At 37.1% G+C, this 21,329-nt stretch carries 24 protein-coding genes; 10 read left to right on the forward strand and 14 right to left on the reverse strand.

The genetic code is table 11. The features are described 5' to 3' along the window. Nucleotides 1-4: 4 nt before the first annotated feature. The 5 genes from trpB (at nt 5) to ACWPWS_RS09650 (ending at nt 4,609) form a co-directional block, all read left to right on the forward strand. Nucleotides 5-1,183, forward strand: coding sequence for a tryptophan synthase subunit beta (trpB, locus tag ACWPWS_RS09630; RefSeq protein ID WP_454046329.1), 1,179 nt, complete (start codon nt 5-7; stop codon nt 1,181-1,183). An 87-nt stretch (nt 1,184-1,270) separates the two neighbouring features. Continuing rightward, a complete protein-coding gene (gene trpA / locus ACWPWS_RS09635; protein WP_454046330.1) occupies nt 1,271-2,005 on the forward strand; it encodes a tryptophan synthase subunit alpha in 735 nt (244 codons plus the stop codon). Nucleotides 2,006-2,036: 31 nt separating this feature from the next. Further along, entirely contained in the window at nt 2,037-2,765 is a 729-nt protein-coding gene (gene lipB, locus ACWPWS_RS09640; protein ID WP_079241098.1) for a lipoyl(octanoyl) transferase LipB, read from the forward strand. 502 nt (nt 2,766-3,267) lie between these two features. Then, nucleotides 3,268-4,227, forward strand: a complete 960-nt coding sequence (locus ACWPWS_RS09645; protein WP_105683660.1) for a protein-glutamine glutaminase — start codon at nt 3,268-3,270, stop codon at nt 4,225-4,227. 70 nt (nt 4,228-4,297) lie between these two features. Next, the gene (locus ACWPWS_RS09650; protein WP_454046331.1) at nt 4,298-4,609 is read left to right on the forward strand and encodes a hypothetical protein; all 312 of its coding nucleotides are present in this window, start codon (nt 4,298-4,300) and stop codon (nt 4,607-4,609) included. 6 nt (nt 4,610-4,615) lie between these two features. On the opposite strand, the gene ACWPWS_RS09655 is transcribed toward ACWPWS_RS09650, so the two are convergent. Beyond that, nucleotides 4,616-5,368: an SDR family oxidoreductase gene (locus tag ACWPWS_RS09655; protein WP_454046332.1), complete on the reverse strand. Its 753-nt coding sequence runs from the start codon at nt 5,366-5,368 to the stop codon at nt 4,616-4,618. Between the two features lie 246 nt (nt 5,369-5,614). On the opposite strand from ACWPWS_RS09655, the gene ACWPWS_RS09660 reads away from it, so the two are divergent. The 3 genes from ACWPWS_RS09660 to ACWPWS_RS09670 are packed head-to-tail and all read left to right on the forward strand — an operon-like array spanning nt 5,615 to nt 7,139. Further along, nucleotides 5,615-6,247 (forward strand): NAD(P)H-dependent oxidoreductase, encoded by a 633-nt coding sequence (locus ACWPWS_RS09660; RefSeq protein ID WP_209785257.1) that lies wholly within the window; start codon nt 5,615-5,617, stop codon nt 6,245-6,247. A gap of 31 nt (nt 6,248-6,278) precedes the next feature. Beyond that, on the forward strand, nt 6,279-6,713 hold the full coding sequence (locus ACWPWS_RS09665) for a MarR family winged helix-turn-helix transcriptional regulator (RefSeq protein WP_209785258.1): 435 nt from the start codon (nt 6,279-6,281) through the stop codon (nt 6,711-6,713). Continuing rightward, nucleotides 6,714-7,139: an organic hydroperoxide resistance protein gene (locus ACWPWS_RS09670; RefSeq protein WP_454046333.1), complete on the forward strand. Its 426-nt coding sequence runs from the start codon at nt 6,714-6,716 to the stop codon at nt 7,137-7,139. Nucleotides 7,140-7,305: 166 nt separating this feature from the next. Here the strand turns inward: ACWPWS_RS09670 and ACWPWS_RS09675 are convergent, their stop codons facing one another. The 9 genes from ACWPWS_RS09675 to ACWPWS_RS09715 all read right to left on the reverse strand — a co-directional run bounded on the left by ACWPWS_RS09675 (nt 7,306) and on the right by ACWPWS_RS09715 (nt 16,840). Then, complete coding sequence (locus ACWPWS_RS09675; protein ID WP_454046334.1) at nt 7,306-7,941, reverse strand: peptide deformylase; 636 nt, start codon at nt 7,939-7,941, stop codon at nt 7,306-7,308. A 244-nt stretch (nt 7,942-8,185) separates the two neighbouring features. After that, entirely contained in the window at nt 8,186-9,058 is an 873-nt protein-coding gene (locus ACWPWS_RS09680; protein ID WP_454046335.1) for a ChaN family lipoprotein, read from the reverse strand. Between the two features lie 161 nt (nt 9,059-9,219). Beyond that, nucleotides 9,220-10,248: a hemin-degrading factor gene (locus ACWPWS_RS09685; protein WP_454046336.1), complete on the reverse strand. Its 1,029-nt coding sequence runs from the start codon at nt 10,246-10,248 to the stop codon at nt 9,220-9,222. 4 nt (nt 10,249-10,252) lie between these two features. Continuing rightward, on the reverse strand, nt 10,253-10,903 hold the full coding sequence (locus tag ACWPWS_RS09690) for a class I SAM-dependent methyltransferase (protein WP_454046337.1): 651 nt from the start codon (nt 10,901-10,903) through the stop codon (nt 10,253-10,255). 2 nt (nt 10,904-10,905) lie between these two features. Then, nucleotides 10,906-11,679, reverse strand: coding sequence for a heme ABC transporter ATP-binding protein (locus ACWPWS_RS09695; RefSeq protein ID WP_209785264.1), 774 nt, complete (start codon nt 11,677-11,679; stop codon nt 10,906-10,908). Then, entirely contained in the window at nt 11,679-12,719 is a 1,041-nt protein-coding gene (locus ACWPWS_RS09700; protein WP_454046338.1) for a FecCD family ABC transporter permease, read from the reverse strand. The genes ACWPWS_RS09695 and ACWPWS_RS09700 overlap by 1 nt, the downstream gene beginning before the upstream one ends. Next, nucleotides 12,703-13,581, reverse strand: coding sequence for a heme/hemin ABC transporter substrate-binding protein (locus ACWPWS_RS09705; RefSeq protein ID WP_454046339.1), 879 nt, complete (start codon nt 13,579-13,581; stop codon nt 12,703-12,705). The genes ACWPWS_RS09700 and ACWPWS_RS09705 overlap by 17 nt, the downstream gene beginning before the upstream one ends. Before the next feature lie 21 nt (nt 13,582-13,602). Beyond that, the gene (locus ACWPWS_RS09710) at nt 13,603-14,718 is read right to left on the reverse strand and encodes an HmuY family protein (protein ID WP_454046340.1); all 1,116 of its coding nucleotides are present in this window, start codon (nt 14,716-14,718) and stop codon (nt 13,603-13,605) included. Between the two features lie 16 nt (nt 14,719-14,734). Continuing rightward, nucleotides 14,735-16,840, reverse strand: a complete 2,106-nt coding sequence (locus ACWPWS_RS09715) for a TonB-dependent receptor plug domain-containing protein (RefSeq protein ID WP_454046341.1) — start codon at nt 16,838-16,840, stop codon at nt 14,735-14,737. A 95-nt stretch (nt 16,841-16,935) separates the two neighbouring features. Between ACWPWS_RS09715 and ACWPWS_RS09720 the strand changes: the two genes are divergently transcribed. Both ACWPWS_RS09720 and ACWPWS_RS09725 read left to right on the forward strand, forming a co-directional pair. After that, nucleotides 16,936-17,742, forward strand: coding sequence for a choice-of-anchor J domain-containing protein (locus ACWPWS_RS09720; protein ID WP_454046342.1), 807 nt, complete (start codon nt 16,936-16,938; stop codon nt 17,740-17,742). Nucleotides 17,743-17,938: 196 nt separating this feature from the next. Continuing rightward, complete coding sequence (locus tag ACWPWS_RS09725; RefSeq protein WP_454046343.1) at nt 17,939-19,231, forward strand: T9SS type A sorting domain-containing protein; 1,293 nt, start codon at nt 17,939-17,941, stop codon at nt 19,229-19,231. 134 nt (nt 19,232-19,365) lie between these two features. Here the strand turns inward: ACWPWS_RS09725 and ACWPWS_RS09730 are convergent, their stop codons facing one another. The 4 genes from ACWPWS_RS09730 to ACWPWS_RS09745 form a co-directional block, all read right to left on the reverse strand. Next, nucleotides 19,366-19,656 carry a putative quinol monooxygenase gene (locus ACWPWS_RS09730; RefSeq protein WP_047376912.1) on the reverse strand — a complete coding sequence of 97 codons (291 nt, stop codon included), beginning with the start codon at nt 19,654-19,656 and terminating at the stop codon, nt 19,366-19,368. 88 nt (nt 19,657-19,744) lie between these two features. Next, complete coding sequence (locus ACWPWS_RS09735) at nt 19,745-20,692, reverse strand: sulfite exporter TauE/SafE family protein (RefSeq protein ID WP_245169743.1); 948 nt, start codon at nt 20,690-20,692, stop codon at nt 19,745-19,747. Continuing rightward, complete coding sequence (locus ACWPWS_RS09740) at nt 20,634-20,813, reverse strand: hypothetical protein (RefSeq protein WP_454046344.1); 180 nt, start codon at nt 20,811-20,813, stop codon at nt 20,634-20,636. The genes ACWPWS_RS09735 and ACWPWS_RS09740 overlap by 59 nt, the downstream gene beginning before the upstream one ends. Before the next feature lie 88 nt (nt 20,814-20,901). After that, nucleotides 20,902-21,309 (reverse strand): RrF2 family transcriptional regulator, encoded by a 408-nt coding sequence (locus ACWPWS_RS09745; RefSeq protein ID WP_309511461.1) that lies wholly within the window; start codon nt 21,307-21,309, stop codon nt 20,902-20,904. Between the last annotated feature and the right edge of the window lie 20 nt (nt 21,310-21,329).

Here is a 21,329-nt window from a genome sequence, read left to right on the forward strand (position 1 = left end):
AAAAATGAATTATAAAAACCCCGATGAAAACGGATATTATGGAGAATTTGGAGGAGCTTTCATCCCCGAAATGCTCTATCCTAATGTAGAAGAACTGCAAAAAAACTATCTTGAAATCATAGAGTCTGAAGATTTTCAAACGGAATATCAGGATTTGCTTAAAAACTATGTAGGACGGGCTACACCACTCTATTTTGCTAAAAACTTAAGCGATAAATACCAGACTCAGATTTATTTAAAGCGTGAGGATCTTAACCATACAGGAGCTCATAAGATCAATAATGCACTGGGACAGGTTCTATTGGCAAAACGTCTTGGAAAAACAAGGATTATTGCTGAAACCGGAGCAGGACAACATGGCGTTGCCACCGCTACAGCATGTGCTTTGCTGGGGCTGGAGTGTATTGTTTATATGGGAGAAATTGATATTCAGAGACAAGCCCCGAATGTAGCAAGAATGAAAATGCTGGGTGCAGAAGTTGTAGCAGCTACTTCAGGTTCAAAAACGTTGAAAGATGCGGTGAATGAAGCATTACGAGACTGGATCAACAATCCTGTGACCACTCATTATGTGATTGGAAGTGTTGTGGGACCTCATCCTTTTCCGGATCTGGTAGCAAGATTTCAAAGTATTATTTCAAAAGAAATTAAAGAACAGCTTAAAGAAAAAATCGGAAGGGAAAATCCTGATTACGTAATTGCCTGTGTAGGCGGAGGAAGTAATGCGGCAGGAACTTTTTATCATTTTGTAGAAGAAAAAGAGGTAAAAATTATCGCTGCTGAAGCCGGAGGACTGGGAGTCAATTCAGGGAAATCTGCAGCGACTACCTTTTTAGGAACACTTGGTGTACTTCACGGAAGTAAAAGCCTTGTGATGCAGACAGAAGATGGACAGGTTATCGAGCCTCATTCAATTTCCGCAGGGCTGGATTATCCTGGAATCGGACCTTTCCATGCAAATTTATTTAAAGAGAAAAGAGCAGAATTCTTTAGTATTAATGATGATGAAGCCCTAAAATGTGCTTTTGAGCTGACCCGACTGGAAGGAATTATTCCTGCACTGGAAAGTTCTCATGCGCTGGCAGTTCTGGACAAGAAGAAATTTAATCAAAATGATGTTGTAGTCATTTGTCTGAGCGGCCGTGGAGATAAGGATATGGAAACGTATCTTAAAAATCTGTAAAATGTCGGATGTAAAATGTACAATGTATTTCCCCGGCTAGTATTCATTACTTTATACTTTGTACATTATACTTTAATACAATAAAAAATGAAAAAACTAAATATATACTTCACAGCAGGAATTCCTCATTTGGAAGATACCGCTGATATTATAAAACTGATTCAGGATTCCGGAGCAGATATGATCGAAATCGGAATGCCTTACTCTGATCCTGTGGCAGACGGACCTGTAATTCAGAAAGCGCACGAACTCGCTTTACAAAACGGAATGACGATTGAGAAACTGCTGTCTCAGTTGAAAGCCGTCAAAAATGAAATCAAAATTCCGATTATCCTGATGGGATATATCAATCCCGTTCTAAGCTTCGGCTTTGAAAAATTCTGTGCGGCATGCTCTGAAAGTGGTGTTTCAGGATTGATTCTTCCTGACCTTCCTCCTATTGAATTTGAGAAAAACTACCAGCAGATTTTACAACAATATAACCTTAATTTCACCTTTCTGGTAACTCCGGAAACTTCGGATGAAAGAATGATTTATCTGGATTCTTTAAGTTCAGGTTTTCTGTATGCAGTAAGCTCTTCTTCTACAACAGGTAATGAAAATGCAGTGGTAAAAAATGAAAACTACCTTTCCAGGGTAGCTTCTCTTCCGCTCAAAAATCCGGTAATGATCGGATTTGGGATCAAATCGAAAGAAGATTTTGAAAATGTTACAGAAAAAGCAGACGGTGGTATTATCGGAACAGCCTTTGTAAATATCCTGCTTCAGGATAAAGGCTGGAAGAAAACGGCTATAGATTTTATCCATTCCATAAAAGGGTAAAAATCACTAAATTTGTATATCAAAAATTGAAATGAATACAAATCTAAATAAAGCAGTAGAATTTGAAGATTTAGGAGTCAAAGAATATCAGCCAGCCTGGGATTATCAGGAACAGCTGATGAAAAATATCATTGACACCAAAATAAAAAACAGGGATCTTCCTGCAGAGGAGCATAGTACTACGCCCAATCACCTTCTTTTTGTAGAGCACCCTCACGTGTATACTTTGGGAAAAAGCGGGCACGAGGAAAATATGTTGGCCGGTATTGATAAGCTGAAAGAAATTGATGCTACTTTCGTAAAAGTAAACCGTGGCGGAGATATTACGTATCATGGGTACGGACAGGTTGTAGGCTACCCTATTCTGGATCTTGAAAACTTTTTTACAGATATTCATTTATATATGAGAAATCTGGAAGAAGTAATCATCAGAACCATTGCCGAATATGGGATTAAAGGAGAACGCTCTCCGGGAGAAACAGGAGTATGGCTGGATGTAGGAAAACCTTATGCAAGAAAGATGTGTGCTATGGGAGTGAAAGCTTCCCGTTGGGTTACCCTGCACGGTTTTGCACTGAATGTAAATACGGATATGCGTTATTTTGAATACATCATTCCGTGTGGAATCAAAGACAAACAGGTTACATCTTTAAAAAGAGAACTTGAAAGAGAATTAACTCCTGAAGAAATGGAGGAACTCAAGGCTAAGATCAGAAAACATTTTGCAGAGGTATTTCAGGCAGAACTGATTTACAAATAGTCAAGTCTACTTACAATATAATAAGCCCGGTTTCAATAGTTGAAACCGGGCTTGTTTTATGATAATGTTATTTTTATTCGCTTATACTATCCACAACGTTTGTCATTCCGCAGGAATCCAGACACAGAAAGCTTGTGATAATGAATGAAGATAAAATAGGAGTTTAGATTCCTACGGAATGACAAAGCGAATAAAGAAAAGATATGTACTAAAAACATCCGTATTCTAGTGATAAATTATCCATCCAACTTGTCTAATTCCCTAGGAATCCAGACTGCAAGAATCAAAAAAATATTATTTTAATAATTTTCTATTTCTCCTGAACATCTCTATAAAAATCAGCATTTTTAATATCACAAAACCAATAAAACAACAAAATAATTTATTTTTTTCTAAAAAAATATTGCTCATATTTTAAATTTTATTATTTTTAATCTCACAAAATAGTGAACTATTATAGTTAAAAAGTTCACTGAAAATTAACCACCAAAATATAAAAACTATGAAAAAATTTCTGTTATCCATGATGGTATTCGTGACGATGCTGTCATTCAATGCCTGTTCAGATTCAGGTGCCAATCAGGATCCCAATCTTGTTGCTAAAGAGTCTAATGAAATCGCGATGAAAGATTTCGGTAAAACTGTTCCGGTAGGGATTGAAAAAGAAGAGGGAAAATTTAAAGTCTCTTTTATGGTGAGTGCTCAGCCATACCACATTAAAGACAGTAAGGAAAATGCAGGTTATATTTCTATGATCAGACAAGCCGTTGAAAACGAAACTCCTGTTCATATTTTCCTGAAAACCAACACCAATGAAATTGCAAAAGTAGATAAACCTACTGATGATGATATCCGTTATTTCAAATCTGTTTTCAATAAAGAAGAGAGAGGAGACAGCAAAAAAGCAGTGAGTGTTATTCCTAACCTTGCAACACTGAACAGCTTATTTACGCAGATTAAAAACCAGGCTTGCGGTACTTCTACAGCATCTTCTCCATGTATCACTTTCAGATATCCGGTGGATGGATGCTATGCAAGAGCTCACAAAATGAGACAGATCCTCCTTAATGCAGGCTACGACTGTGAAAAGCAGTTCGTTTACGGAAATCTGAGAGCTTCTACAGGAACTTGCTGCGTATCATGGGTATATCACGTAGCCATATTGGTAAGCTTCAAAAATGCTTCCGGAATTGTTGAGAAAAGAATCATCGATCCTTCATTATTCTCCAGCGGACCTGTAACTGACGCAGCATGGAGAGCCGCTTGTACCAATACAAGCTGTGGATCTGCTTCTGTATCTTCTTTTGCCAATACAGCAGGAAACGTGTACTACAGAAGTCCATCAGGATCTTTACTGTATGATAACAATTATGTAAATACCAATTGTGTATTGAATATATTCTCATCCCTTTCAGGATGTTCTCCTTCTCCTGCACCAAGTGTAGCGAGCTGCGGATTTTAACTAATTTATATAGAGCTCCTGCATTTATTTTGATACATTGCAGGAGCTTTTTACTTAATACTTTTTTGCTATGAAAGCCTGGTCCTATTTATTATTACTTTTTATTATGATTACATCTTGTTCCGGTAATTCCAGTTCACAAAACTTAACATGGTATAACAATTCCACTATCACAGATATTACGGAAGACCCGGACAAACCTAATGAAGTTGTTCGTGTGGCCATTGGAATAAGTGCTCAGGTTTTTTATATTTCAAAGAAATCACCGGATTACAAGAGTCTTATAGAAAAAGCTACACTGAGCTTTAAAAAAAGTAAAACCTATGATATAGGGATTGAAAATAAAACCAATATCATCAAACAAATTAAAGAGGTCAGATAATCCTGACTATCTGATCACAGAAATTCCGGCATCCACTTTTACTTCAGCTCCATGGATGTATGAAGCTTCCTCTGAAGCAAGAAACAGAACTACATTCGCTATTTCTGACGGTTCTCCCTGTCTTTTAAAAGGGATGGTAGGAATAATATCATCAATGGCACTTTCAATCTGCTCTCCGGTTAAACCCGTATTATTAAAAATATTGGTTTTAATATGCCCTGGACTCACTCCGTTGACGCGGATGCCACGTTCTGTAAGTTCCACTGCAAAAGTTTTAATGAACGACTGTACTGCTGATTTGGCTGCAGAATAGACCGAAAAATTAGGCATGGCAATTTCCGTAGCTACTGAAGTATTGAAAATAACGGAACTTCCGCTTTTCATCAATGGTAATACCTGCTGTACTGTAAAAAAAGGGCCTTTTACCAGCATATTAAAAAGCTCATCAAACTGGTTTTCATCTACATATTCCACCGGAGCAAATCTCCCGTATCCTGCATTGGCAAAGACCAGATCAATATGTTCTGTATATTTTCTGACTTCCCGCTGAAGGTTCATCAGATCTTTTATGCTTCCGGCATTAGAGACAATTCCAAAAGCCTTTTCCCCCAGTTTTTCTAAAGCGATATTGACGGTCTCTTCACTTCTCCCTGTGATAATCGCTGATCCTCCTTCCTCAATAAATTTCTGAGCGGCAGCCAATCCCATACCATTAGTTCCACCCGTAATTAAAGCGGTTTTGTTTTTAAATCTCTGCATTGTTTTTTAGTTTAAATTTCTATTGCAAAGATTGGAATACAGAGCCTTTGAAAAAATCCGAATCATGCGGAATTGAATAACTAGTTTTTATCTTTTTTTAGTTTCATCAATAATTGACATCAATAAAATCTTTCAAAATTAAATTGCACACAATTAAATTGACTGTATATTTGCAATGTTAATTTACTTCAATAAAAAAATGAAGTTTAATAATCACCAAGTAGTTTAATTTAAAACAATAAAAAAATGTCATTAATAGAAAATCTAAACTGGAGACATGCCGTAAAAGCTTATGATCCCACCAAAAAAATTTCACAGGAAGATCTTACTACTATTTTAGAATCAGCAAGACTGGCTCCTACTTCATCCGGATTGCAGCCTTTCCGAATCATTGTAGTGGAAAATCAGGAACTGAAAGAAAAAATGGTGGCAGGAGCTTTAAACCCTGAAGTGATGAGAGACTCTTCTCACGTTTTGGTTTTTGCAGCATGGGACAGCTATTCTAATGAAAAGATTGACAAAGTTTACGATTATCATACCGATGTAAGAGATCTTCCAAGAGGTCGTTTCGGAAGCTATACCGATAAAATTAAAGAAATGTACGGAGCGCAGACTCCTGAAGAACATTTTGCACATACTGCACGCCAGACTTATATTGCCTTAGGAATTGCTCTTGCACAGGCTGCAGAACTTAAAATCGACAGTACTCCGGCGGAAGGATTCAGCAATGCTGTAGTAGATGAAGTATTGGGATTAAAAGAATTAGGATTAAAAAGTGTAAGTCTTTTATACCTTGGATACCGTGATGAAGCCAATGACTGGCTGTCTTCTATGAAAAAAGTCAGAATTCCAATGGATGAATTTATCATAAAAAAGTAATACCTTCATCGAATCTTTCGTACTCAATATTATGGAAAATCCGAATACACCCAAACTAGAAAACCAGATTTGCTTTCCGCTGTATGTAATTGCTAAAGAGATTACAGGGCTTTACCGTCCTTTTCTTGATGAACTGGGCATTACGTATCCGCAGTATCTTGTGATGATGATATTATGGGATGGTGACGGACTTACGGTAACCCATATCGGGGAAAAACTGTATCTGGATAGTGGAACGTTAACCCCTCTTCTTAAAAGGCTGGAATCTAAAGGATTTATTAGCAGAAAAAGAAAAAAAGAGGACGAAAGAGTGGTTGAAGTATTTTTAGACGAAGCAGGAAAACAGCTTCAGAAAAAGGCATGTGAAATTCCGGGAAAAATTCAGGAAAAACTGGGAATACAGCCGGAAGAACTGCTGCATCTTAAAGACACAGTCCTAAAAATATTAAACAAAATAGAAAAATAAATGAAAACGTTATATACAACTCAGGTTACCGCTAAAGGTGGCAGAAACGGACATGTAAAAAGTGAAAACGGAGTGTTGGATATTGAGGTAAGAATGCCAAAAAATCTGGGAGGAGCCAATGATGATTTTGCCAATCCTGAAATGCTTTTTGCAGCCGGATATTCTGCATGTTTCGACAGCGCTTTGAACAGAGTCATCAGTCTGTCTAAAGTGAAAACCGGAGAAACCACTGTAACTGCACAAGTGAGCATAGGACAGATTGAAAACGGAGGTTTTGGACTGGCAGCGGAACTTGATGTGAATATCCCCGGAGTTTCTATTGAAGAAGCACAGGCATTGACTGAAAAGGCTCACCAAATTTGTCCTTATTCTAATGCAACCCGAAACAATATGGAGGTGAAACTATCAGTAACCAACAACGATTAATCCAATTTTTTTAAGCATAGTTATAACGAAAGGAGCTGTTTCCATGGAAACAGCTCCTTTTTATTTTATTTTCCCACAGATTTCACAGATGAGCACAGATGATTGAGAATATTTTAGAACCAGTATGTCATCATTCATAATTTATAATTCCTAACTCATCATTACATTACCTCCTATCTTTATTTAGATCACTTTTCTGATAGGCATCTACCTTTTTATAAGAATCATTTTTCTCTTTTTCTTTTTTATCGGAAATCAGAATTCCGAAAAGATGGTCAATTTCATGCTGGAAAATAACAGCTGTAAAACCTTCTACAATTTCTGAATATTTTTGTCCTTTCAGATCTACATACTCCAGCTGAATGACTTTGCTTCTGTAGAACTGATCTCTGAATTCAGGAATAGACAAATCACCCTCAGGACCAAGGTTCTGAAGATCAGATCGCCATACAATTACCGGATTGATAAAGTATTCCAACGGAGTTCCTTCTTTATCAAAACGCTGTACCCAGATTATTTTTCTGTTGATTCCTACCTGAGGAGCAGCAATTCCTACTCCACCATCTGTTGACAGAAGAGATTCTTTCATTCTTTTGACCAGAACTGCCGTATTCGGATCATGAGGATCTGCTTCTGAAGAAATGTTCAGCAATGTTTTGTGCTGACTGGCATCCGTGGTCTGATAGATCGGTAATGCCGCATTTATATCGCCCTGATTAATAATGGAAATCTCATTGGAGGTAAGTTTCTGAGCATTGAACAGTCCGATAAAAAAGATCAGCAGGATGGGTAATTTCTTCATATTTTTTGAATGTAGAACAAAGGTAAATATTGTAGAATAAAAATGATTATTAATCCAAGAATTTTAAGTTTTGGCTAAAGCCGATGGCATTTTGATATAAAAATGAACGGGCTAAAGCCCGTTCCTATTGAATTTAATGTAAGTCATTGATTTTTGTCATTCTGAAAGGGATGCAATGCAGTGAAGAATCTCATAATTAATAGTAAGATTCTTCCTTTGTCAGAATGACACTTTTGTAAAAAAATTAAAAAGTCTTCGTCATGTCACCCGGAATAATCAGATTGAAATCTGTCGGGATATAGTCTTTGGCTGGAACTTTCAGTTCAGGATCGTCTGATTCAAAAACAGAAATTACCGCCATTTTCAGGTTAGGATTTTTCTGTTTGATGTACCAATAGATTCCCCCAAATTCTTTGCTGTGATAGTTTCCGTTGTAATGGATGAATGTTTTTCCGGCCTGGAAGCTTTTCAGAATAGACTCCGCCATGGTTGCATCTTTTGTAGCCTGGGCTGAGATAAAATTCATCACTCTTGTTCCTTCGGCATGGTCTCCCATCATCTTTTTCATCTCTGGATAACCTGGGGTGTCCAGCGTAACTTTGATAGGCAGCTGAGCAATGTATGTTTTCTCTTTTCCGCTTAACTTATTTAAAGATTCAAGACCTTCTTTAGCCGTCTGAGAGGCATATCTTCTTGGAATATTGGTGGCCACAAAATTCAGTTTTTTATCTCTGGCAAAATCTACCAAAGGCTTATAATCTGTTGCATAATTGTTCCATAAACGGGCTGAGTCTTTCAATGTTTTCGCATCAAATTTTCCATTTAGATATTGATCCAGCTGCGCCTGATTATCTCTTTCAAACATTTCTGCTCCTAAAATAAGCTGACCGTTCTTTTTTGCAAACAGAGCTTCTGTAATTTTAAGCTGAAGCCAGTGATTGATAGAACTGTTATGATTTTCTCCAAAAAAGACCACATCATACTCTGCCAGTTCTTTCACCAGTTTTTCGGTCTTTATTTCCTTTCCTTTTTTATCATAAAACTGGTAAGCTTTAAAGTCCTGCGCCTTCAATGAACAGAAACCGGCAAGCAGTATTGCTATGAAAATGTTTTTCATTTTATGTTGTATTTAATCACAAATTAAACAAATATTTTGTCATTTACTGCACAGTACTTGTCAATCTGCTTATATGAAAATTTGCTTTTTTACTTCTTTGCAATAAAAAAGACCGCTTTGAATTTTACAAACAAAACGGTCCCATTCAAATCATCTAATTATTATTTCTCTAATGCTGCTACAAGATCCTTCCACTCCTGAAGTTCAGGAATTCCAGGTTTTCTTTTCCCGAAGAACTGAACAATAAAGTCTCCTTCATTGTTGAATACTTCGATAGCAGTTACTTCTCCGTCTTCTGTTGGTTTTTTAACAATCCATGCTTCTGCAATTTTCGTTACATCAAGATGTAAATTGAAATCCGGATCCATTACATTAAACCATTGCTGGTGCCAAAGTGTTTTCTTAACGTTTCCTGTGTGGATCTGGATGATTCCTCTGTTTCCAACGAAAACCATAATGGGTGTGTTCTTTTCAGAAGCATCTTCAAGGATGTTGACCACTTTAGCATTATCAATTTTCTTAGCAAATCCTTCCGGAGCCAATCGTAAAGCCTGTGTTCTGCTTACTCCATATTTTCTTGTCATCATGAAGAAATCATGAGTGTCTTTCAACTCTGTCCAAGCTTTTTTGAAACCTTCCACATCAATTTCAGAATCTGCTTTTTCAGCCTGTTTTGGTGCTACTGCTTCAAAAGTCAATGCCTGATTCTGATCTTCAGCTTTGAATTTTTCAACAATTGCATCGAAAGCAGCTTCATTACTGTTTTTAGTCAGATAAATTTTGTGAAGAGCCAAACCGTCTTTTCCGAAAAACTGCAGACTTTTTTTATCTCCTTCCAATACGGCAAAAGCAAATTTCCAGTGGTTAAGGAAAATTCTAAGATCGATATCTTCACCCACAAAAAGCTGTGCATGAGGACTGCTGAAATCTCCGTTCAGGTAAGTTCCTTTTCTTTCATGAACACATTCATCATTACGGGTAAGAGCCATTACTTTTCCTAATTGCTCAGCTTCTGTAAGAATTCCCTGGAAATCCGGGTTCAGGACAGTTACTCCTTCTCCAATGCTTGTTGCCAGCAATTCTGCTTCACTTACCGCTAACTGTGCTGCTGCATTTCTTATTCTGATATGTGGATTTTCTGCTTTCAGAGCTTCCCATTTTTCCTTTAAATCATTAACTAATGTGCTCATTACTTTACTTTTTTATGGTTAAAATTGTATAAATTCTTTGTATTGTTTCGTTTCCTGTTTTACTTTTTATTTCTTCTTCTTTTTCAGAAGTTTTCATTCTTTTAAAATGGCTTTTGGAGATCAGTTCTTCCATTTCACTGTTGCTGTACAGGGTGAAGTCATATTCCGTAAACGGCAGTTTTTCCATGAATTCTCTTTGTCCGAATGTAAGAACGAATGTTCCGTCATCTTTTAAAACCCTGTAGATCTCGTTTAAGAATTCCACCGGATTTTCCCAGAAATAAACGGTGTTTACGGTGAATATTTTATCGAAGGTTTCATCCTGAAAGGGAAGATTTTTGCCTTCATACAAAACAAAATCTGCCTGGTTTTCAAATTCTTTATTGAGTCTTTTGGCTTCATTGTGCATGGTTTCAGAAATATCAATCCCGGTATATCTGAGGTTTTTGGCAAGACTCATTATACTTTTCAGGTGTGCGGCATTTCCGTGTCCTATTTCAAGGATTTGCTGACCGTCATCTATCACAAGTGTTTTGATGCTTTCCAACGTCATACTGATGTTGGTAGCATTCATCATTTCACCAATCTCGATGCCTTTTTCCCCCTGAGGGTTGGCAAGATTCTGTGCGAGGATTTTTAATTCGTCTTTTTCCATGGTTATCCAAAAATGATCATTGGGTTATTGGTAATAGGATGTCCGCAGATGGTACAGGGAAAGTTATAAGCATTGCTGATATTTTCTTCAGTAAAAACTTCCTGTGGCGTTCCATAGGCGGAAACCTGTCCTGATTTCATTAATAAAATCTTATCTGCAAATTGTGCAGCAAGGTTCAGATCATGTAAAACAACAATGGCACTGTTGGCTTTTTTTGTGAAATTTTTGATAATTTCCAATGCTTTATATTGATGTTTTATATCTAAATTGTTCAAAGGTTCATCCAGAAAAACCAGTTTATGGGTGATGTTATTTTCAAGCTGTGCCATTACTCTTGAAAGGTGTACACGTTGCTTTTCACCTCCTGAAAGTGTATTGTATTCTCTTTCTTTCAGATGAAAAATATCAGTTTCGTACATCATATTGTTCATGGCTTCCAGATCTTCTTTTCCGGGCTGGGCATCAAAATACGGGTATCTTCCCATCATGATTACATCCTTCACCTCAAGCGGAATATCGTTGCTGTTATGTTGTGAGAACTTTGCTTTGTGTTTGGAAAGCTCTCTGATATTCCATTCCCTGATCGGTTTATCTTTAAATAAAACTTTGTTATTGCCGGATTTCACTTCATCTGCCAGAACACTCAGAAGACTTGACTTTCCTGCTCCGTTGGGTCCTACAATGGCGAGAAATTCACCGTATTCCAGAGAGACATCTACCCCATCCAGGATACGGAATTCTTTATGTTTATAATTAATCTGGTGTGCCTTAATCATTACAGTGATTTTTTAAATTTAACCAAAATAGCGATAAAAATAGGTCCTCCCATTAAGGCTGTTAAAATTCCGATCGGCAATTCTGATGGCGCTACAATGCTTCTGCTGAATGTATCTGCCGTCAATAACAAGATACTTCCACACATGGCCGACAATGGCAGAATAAAAGCATAATTGGATTTGAATAAAAGTCTTAAAATATAAGGTACAATAAGACCTACAAAACCAATGGTTCCTGAGAATGCCACACAGCTTCCCACCATTAAAGCCACAATGATAATAATCTGCTTTTTCAGCCTTTCCACATTGATTCCCAAATGCTGTGCATCTTTTTCTCCCAGCATCATTGCATTCAATGCTTTTCCTTTAGGCAATAAAATAATGTAGGCAATAATCGTAACAATGGCCAGAATGATATTCTTCGTCCATGTTGCGGCTGCCAAACTTCCTAAATTCCAAAAAGTAAGATCTCTAAGCTGTTCATCTTTTGAGATATAGATTAAAAATCCTGTTATTGAAAAGCCGATCGCTGTTATCGCAACTCCGGTAAGCAGCATCATCACCACATTGGTTTTTCCTCCGCTTGTTGAAATTCTGTACACCAACATCATAGATAAAAAAGAACCTATAAAAGCTGCAATGCCTACCAGTGAAAATTGTACAGCTTCAGGAAGATATTCTTTGAAATGTCCTCCTAAAACAATCGCAATTGCTGCCAGCAGGGTTGCTCCTGATGTAAGTCCTATTAAATCTCCCGTTGCCAAAGGATTCTTGAAAAGCCCCTGAAGACTTGTTCCTGAAACCGACAACATACTTCCTACTAAAATAGCCATGATAATTCTGGCTGCTCTTACGTCCCAAATCACATATTTATCACTCAATGATAAATGGGGATCTCCTTTTATAAATTGCCACAGTGCCCTGAACGGAGAGTTGTCTCCAAAATCATAGACCCCTGTATTAAGTGACAGCACTGCTATAATAGTAAGCAGTACTGCACTTATAATAAGATAAAAGTATAGTTTACTTTGTGCTTTCAATTAAAAGTTTGTTTAATCCTACTGCTGCTTCTCCTACTCTTGGTCCGAAACCTGATACTAAACCTCCGTCCATTGCGATGATCTTCTTGTTCTTACCTGCATTGGTTTGGGATACTCCCGGCATTTTAAGTGCTCCTTCATTACCTCCTGCACCCTGTAAACCAGTTTCGAAGAAGAACAATACATCAGGATTAGCTTTTACAACAGCTTCAGGTGTCAATGGTTTGAAATCTTCAAAATCAGTCACTGCATTTTCTCCGCCTGCAAGGGTGATTAATGAAGCCATTGGTGTATTTTTACCGCTCACCATCAGCATATTTCCTCTGGCATAGATGAATAATACTTTTGGTTTTTTAGCGATTGGCTGTACCTGTTTCAGATCTGCATCAATCTTGTCATTCAGTTTCTGATAGTCTGTATTTCCGATAGCTTTTGCTACTTGTTCGATCAGTTTTTTAGTTCCTTCCTCAGTGTATTCCTGTTTGAATACTTCAGTTTTAATTCCGGAAGATTTGATTTTCCCCATTAATTCAGGGTTGATATCTTTATCAGAAGCTAAAATTAAGGTAGGAGATACCGCCATAATCGGCTCAATAGTCATGGATCTCATGTGCCCTAAATCTTTAGCAGTAGCTTTTAAACTTGCTGGATAAGTACTGGTAACGTCTGTTGCAACGATTTCTTTTTCGTGGCCTAAAGCAGCTACGATTTCAGTAATACCTCCGTTTAGCGTTACTATTTTATTGTTGGTTTTTGGTGCTTCAGAAGTAGCTTCTGTAGTATTTTCTTTTGCTCCTGCTTCTGCTTTTTTGCAAGAGTATACTGCTACAAGAACAGAAGCTGCAAGGATGAATTTTTTCATGATATACTATTATTTGATTATTTATAAAGGTTCGAATTCAAAATTGGTGTATCCTCTTTCTCCTTTCGTATTTTTCATGGTATTGAATCTCAGTTTGAAATAAAAACCTTCGGCATCTTTCAATACAAAGAAACGGTCTGCATACACAAAAGGAACCGGATTGGATGCAGTACCGGTAGTGGTTCTCCATTTATCTCCAATCGCTCTCTGGTCATTGAATACAAATTTTGCAGGCTCCACATCTTTTAATTTAAATGAATTGTAAGCCGCATCAAGACTTCCTGTAACACTTACCTGGTAAGCTCCTACTCCATTAAGGGTATTCGTTGCTACAAAGTCAGCATAAAAATAACTTCCTGCACTGGTTGTAGGCCCCATGAATACTTCATTGGTAAATGTTGTAAAGACCAGATCCCATTTTTTCTTCTTAGGCTGGATTTTTACCGGAGTTCCTGTTTTCAGATTGAAAAATGAGAAGTTGTATTCTGTATCTTTGGTAATTAGATATTCTTTGATATCTGTTCCTGTTGCATTCACATCGGCATAACGGATTTTGTATCCATTCTGTGCTCTCAGGATCTGAATCTTTTTCCATCCTCTCGGATCACCGGACAATGAAACAGAACCTGCCCCGATATTGGCTGCAGAAGGTATTTCTCTCCCCAGATTGATCAGATAAACAGGATTTTCAGCATCATTTTCTTTGATGGCATCTATTCCGGAAGTCTGATTAAGAAAATCTCCGTTCGGGTTGTCAACATATTGCATGTTCGCTGCATCAAATGTTCCCACCTGAGCAATGTCTTTCAAGCTGGATATATCAGATTCTTTTACTTTACTGATGTCTGAAGCGTTCGGTATTTTAATCACCGTCATGGCAAGAGATCCGTTCATAATCACTCTATAGGCATCGCCACTATAAAAACCAAGATCCCAGTCTGTTCTGCTGTTAACCGCCGGATTGGTATAGTCACTCAAATCAATCCATACCTGATTAGGTTCTGTAGGACCGCCAATTTGCACACTTACTTCAGACCCTGTCATAGGAGGAACCGGAACCGGATCTTCGTCTGCCGAAAGGCAAGACTGTGTGGCAGCCATGATAGAAAGAACAGATAATATTTTTAAATACTTCATAATCGTAACTTATTATTTAAAATTGAAACATTAATCGGGCAAAATAGCTTCTGCCATAGTATAAATTAACAAACCCATTCGCCGCGGTATGAGCAGAACCTGCCACTGCGGTAGAGTTTAATCTCGTTACATCAAATATATTTTTTACCCCGGCAGAAATTTCAAAATGTTTATTCCAGAAGGGCTGGCTCACAATGAAATCCATCATATGAAAGCTATCTATTTTTCCAAGGCGGAAACCCTCTGTTGGGTCTGATACATAAAGTCTGTCCGGACCTGTGAATTTGTAATAAAGGGCAAAATTGGTATCTGTATTTTTCAGTTTATAGGTTGCGGTAGCTCCTGCCTGTACCAAATACTGGAAGTCTGTAGGGGACGAAGATTTTAAATCAACCAACGATACTGATGTTCCGCTTACAGATCCTCTTAATGTTAAGGCAAACTGATCTTTTCTGAAATCAACATTCGCTGAAATCAATAAGTTTTTATACGTATTAAGATTCATGTATTTGTAGGTAGAAGGTTCTTTTACCATTACCATTTCAATTCTGTCTCGAACATCAAGATACAATGCATCTGCTCCGTAAGCAATTCTCCAGTCGTTATGAGTTACAAAATTCTGATCCCAGAAAAGTCCTGCTGAGAACCCTTTTTCAGGATTTAAATCAGGATTTCCCTGTACATCGTGATTGATGTTTACAAAATAGGTATATAACTCATCATATTTAGGAAAACGGTTGGCAGATCCTACAACTGCTCTAAGATTTGAATTCTCAGAAGTCTTATACCTAGCTGACAGAGAGTAATTATATTGATTGTTAAAGTTCTCACTCAAAGAAAGTCTTACTCCTGGTCTTAAAGAGAATTTATCAGAAACATTCCATTCTGCTGAAAGGAAATTGGAATAGGTAAATATCTTTCTTTTTACTGCTTGCCCCAAGAAGTCTCCTGCAATCAGCGCAGCATATCCATTGGTATAATCTAATTCATATCCTAACTGGAAATCAAAGACTTTACTATCCAGAAAGTTACTAAACATCCCTCTTGAATAGATGACATCTGTTTTATAATAAGACTGTTTTTCCTGTTTGCTTTTTACAGCTCTGTTCGGAATATCGTAATTGTAGTCGAAATATTGTCTATCCTGATTCTGGTAGGAGAAATCTCCCATGTAACGGATATGTCCCAGATTGGTTTGGATATTGAATTGGTGAACCCAACGGTTGGTATTATATTCTCTGTCTCTACTTTCGTAGGCTACTCCGCCCAACCCGTCATTAAGAGGATTTCTGTTTACCTCAGGGTTGTAAAAATTGAATTTTTCATTCAGGAAAGACAGTTTATAAAAGAATGTTGTTTTGTTTTTGCTGTATCTCAACAATGCGGAAGCATCATACTGATCTTTCGGATTCCACTCATATCCTCTTTGGTTATCCTGTCCGAAATATTTATAGCCTTTGCTTTCTCCTGCAAATCCCATAAACTGGTTATGGTTGAAGTTGATACTTGCAAACCATTCATTACTGATATTATAATCTACATTCAGATTCTGAATATGTCTTCCGTTTCCTCTTTTCTTAAGATCATACTGGTCTCTTACCGTTTCTTCCTGTAAAGAACCTCTTACACTGATCTTTTTTGTACTGGTTTTCTTTGTAATAATATTGATTACACCGGCAACGGCACCATTTCCGTACTCAACCCCCATACTTCCTTTTACAATTTCGATTCTCTCTATATTGCTTAAAGTAATTTTAGTAAGGTCGATATTACTGCCTAATCCTGTATCCCCTACTACCGGAATATTGTCTATAAGAATTTTTACATAATCCCCATTAAGCCCCATAATTCTTGCTGTGGAGTTTCCTGAGCGGGTATCTGGGGTAATCTGTATGTTAAGACTTTGATTTAAAACTTCCGCAACATTCGTGGCTGCCATATTTTTAATCTGCTCTGCATCAATAACATCAACCTTATAGATGGACTTGTTAATGGACTGCTGCATATACTGTCCTGTAATAACAACTTCTTCAATTTTCTTTTGATTAAGAGAATCCTTTTCTTGTGCATTTACCCATAAGGCCACGGATAACGATAGAACGGAAAGCACTTTCTTCTTCATAAGGGTACAAATTTTCGACAAATATAAAACTTTATTTAGACTCATTAAAAATAATTGTATATTTTTGTGGAATAATTCTAAATAAAAATAATCTCATGAAATTAAAATTACTTTTAGGAGCTCTGATGTTTACCGCCTTAACGGCGAATGCTCAGGTGTCTAACATCAATGAAAATTTCAACAATTTTACAGCTGGGAATACCACTTTCCCACAATTTGGATGGTCTGCCATCGTGGCACCCATCACAGGTGAGTTTCCTCCTGTACCTCCAAGAATGATTGTAGCAGGAGATTCTAACAGATTCGTCCAGTCGTATGCAGGAAACAATGCTACAGGTTCTTCTTATCTGATTACTCCACAGATTGAAACTCCAACAGGAAATAAAACTTTGACTTTTGATACTACATTGGTGTCCCCATCTCCCGGACCTGGAAGCATCCAGATAGGAGTGGCATCCAACCCTGCAGATATGTCAACTTTCGTTCCTGTAGGAAGCCCTATTAACGTATCCGTTATTGGTACAGTACAGAATATCAGTGTGAATATTCCGGCATCAACAGGTTCATATATTGTATTTAAATTCACTCCTACAGCGACTCACGTAGCGATTCAGGTAGATAATATAGTGTACAATACTACGGCTTCTTTAGGAGTGTCAGACCATATCAAATCAACAGAAAATTTCAGGTTTGCCCTAAATTCTGATCAGTCAGCATTAGAATTTATTGTAAAAAAAGATCCTAAAAACATCCAAATCTATTCAGCAGCAGGACAAAAAGCAGCGGAAGGAAAACTGAACGGACAAAGATTTGACATCAGCACTCTTCAGTCAGGAGTATATTTTATGAATATTGAAACTGCAGAAGGAAAAACGATCCAATCAAAGTTCATCAAAAAATAAGGTTTATTAGACTATTATTTGCCTTTTTAAAGCCGGCGGGATCACTCCTTCCGGCTTTATTCGTGTCTGCTTTTTTCTTAGGTATGAGAATGTTTAAAATAAAAACACGATAAAAATCATGTTTTTATTTAGACTGATTAAAAATAATTATATATTTTTGTGGAATCATTCTAAATAAGGATTTAAAAAATAAATTATGAAAACAAAACTATTATTGGCTTCAGTACTGGCAATGTCTGTTCATCAGACTGTTTTAGCACAGACTGATGCGTTGGGATACTCACAGGTAAATATGACAATGGGAAGCGGATACCAAAATCGTGTGTTTGTAAACCTTGCAGACGGTAATATGGTTTCTCAGCCAGCCAATACGTGGGATATTGCTTTTTATAGAAACTCAAACTATGCATTCGGTTCAAGAGTAAATGATGCTAAAGATATTGAAGTATTCACTGCTTCAACCAATTTAGCTGACTGGGATAATATCAGCATCAGTAATGAAGCTTCATGGGGAGCACCGCTTTACAATCCGGATCAGACAACAGACTGGAGCCAGGGAGCCTTTGAACAGGGACCTGTGACCTCTCCAAACCCTAATATCCCTTCCACAGGTTGGGGAGTTTACAACCCGGTAAATCACCATATTCAGGGGAAAGCTATTTTTGTGTTAAAATATGCTTCAGGAACTTATATTAAGTTTGCTATTGAGGATGCCTTCGCAGGATACACCTTCAAATACTCAAAATGGAACGGTACATCATGGGGAGCTACAGAAACAAGAACTCTGGCTAACGGAACAGATGATTCTTATTTCAATTATTTCTCTTTTGATACCGGAGCAAAAGTACCAAGTCTGGAACCGTCCAGAACCGCATGGGATTTCGTATTTACCAAATACTATACATTCTATATGGGAGTACAGATGTACCCGCTTTCCGGAGCCATCCAAAGCCCGAATGTTAAAGTAGCAATGACACAACCGGAAACTCAGCAAACAACGGCTTATGCAATTCCTGCCAATGCAAGTTTCTCATCAGCGATTACTACTGTAGGACATTCATGGAAAGGTATCGGAACGGTAAAAAATGATGTTGTATACTACGTTAAAAAAGGAAATGATTACTACAGAATGTATTTCACAACCAATGGTGGAGCAAGTACAGGAAATATGTATTTCAAATACAAAAAGATCACTGAAACGTTGGGAATTACCGAAGTAGGAAAAAAAGCTTCTTTCGGTATTTATCCTAACCCGGCAACAGCAGATAAAAAAGTAACTGTTCTTTTTGATGTTAAAGAAAAAGCAGGGAATAAAGGGAATGTAGAAGTTTATGATCTTACCGGGAAAAAGGTATATTCTGCGGAACTTACCAATCAGGCAGGATTCTATAAGCAGGATCTGAACCTTTCTACCCTTACATCAGGAAATTATCTTGTAAAAATTACTTACGGTGGCCATTCGGAAACGAAAAAGCTTATCGTGAAATAAAATATTTTATTTTAATACTTTCTATTTTTTCTAATAAAAAAGGCGGTTTCATAGTATTGAAACCGCCTTTTATTCTTTAAGGAAACTAAAAATCTTTAAATCTTTAAATCCTTAAATCTTTAAATATTAAAAGATTAATATATCTTAAATCCTTTATAAACCTCTGCTGAGCTTTCCATAATTTTGGAAGCATCTTTACGGAAATCTAAAAGGTGATCCTGACCGTTATGTCTGTTGTGGTGCTCAACGCTTTCCCAAAGCTCGATCAGGAAAAAAGTTCCTTTATTATCTTTATCCTCAATAAGGTCATACTGCAGACAGCCTTCTTCCTTTCTTGTTTCTTTCACAAGGTTCTGAAACAGCTCTACAGCATCCATCAGATAATTTTCATTAAACTTAAAAAGTGCAATGATATGTAAATTCATGTTCTAATATTTAGTGATGTAAAAGTAAAATATTTTCAAAACCGAATATCCTTTTAAGTCCTTTATTTTTCAACACAATGCATAATTTTTAATTAAAAACTGATTTATAAATAGTTATAGAACTCATCACAATCACCAATGTTCCGATAATCACAAACATTTTCTTTACAGGAAGCTTAGCAGTGAGCATCGCTGAAAAAGGAGCAGTAATAATTCCTCCGATTAAAAGCCCGAGAATGATATTCCAGTGCTGGATTCCCAGAGTAAAGAAAAAGGTAACGGCTGCTGTGATGGTAAGGATGAATTTGGCCACTGTAGAACTTCCCACTGCAAATCTTGGGGTAAATGCATTTTTGATCAATGTTCCCGTTACCAAAGGGCCCCAACCTCCTCCTGCAAAAGAATCTATAAAACCACCTATAACTCCCAGCCTGGTCAGATTGGTTTTTCTTTTCAGAGCTTTACTTTGTTTTTCTTTAAATGCATTCGATAGAATCTGAATTCCAAGATATAAAGTATAAAAAGCAATCAGTGTTTTGGTGATTTTCGCATAATATTCTCCAAGGTAAGTAAGACTGACTGCACCAATAACAGCCCCGATCACTGCCGGCACTGCAAGTTTCTTCACTAAACTCTTACTGACGTTTTTCAATCTGATATGGCTGATACTTCCCGCTGCCGTTGTAAAACTTTCCGCCGAGTGAATACTTGCACTTACAATATGTGGCGGAATATTCAAAAGCATAAGTGTGGTAGTACAAATGACACCATATCCCATTCCCATGGATCCTGCAACAATTTCTGCAAAAACACCTACCAAAAGCATCCAATAAAAAATATAATGATCTTTGGCCAGAATGGTTTGCAGCTCTTCAAGATATCCCAGTTCATACATTGAAAAAACAGCAATGGATATCATAACAGCGGTCACAAAAAGGACATTAAGCCTTACCTGAATTTTTCTTGAGATCACCATATTACAAAACCGTTTTAATCCATACTCCTTCATCATCAGCAGCACTGACCATAAAGACATGTAACGATGGTCTGTTTTGTACAGACCTGTTTTCAGATATAACACGTGCAGCAGCCGAATGTACTGCAGGAATAGAAGGTGTAAGTTTTTGTAACTGGTTTGCCTCTTCTTTTGAAATCATAATTTATTCATTTGAAGTAGTGCAAATATCTGATAAAATATTTATCCTACAAAACAAGTAGACTATTAATTCAAAAAAAAGGATCAGGTTAATCTACCAGATCCATTAAAGTTTTTTTCTCCAGAATGTTCAGGGAAGCATCCCGAACCTCTATCAGTACATCGTGAAGCCCGCAGTGATCTTCATTGCAGTCAGCACATTTTTCGTAAAAATTCAGACTTACGCAGGGAAGCATCGCAATAGGACCGTTTACAAGGCGAATGATCTTCGCCAGCGTCACATTTTCAGGATTTTCTTTGAAAAAGTAACCTCCACCCTTTCCTTTTTTACTGTCAAGGATGTCTGATTTTTTCAATTCAAGAAGGATATTTTCCAAAAACTTTAAGGGAATTTTTTTATGTTCCGCAATTTCAGAAATAAGAATCGGACCTTCATTTCTTTTTTCTACAAGATATGAAAGCGCCTTAAACGCATATTGAGATTTTTTTGAAAGCATTACAGCAAAAATAAGAAAAT

It is taken from the genome of Chryseobacterium sp. Marseille-Q8038 (assembly GCF_965111995.1).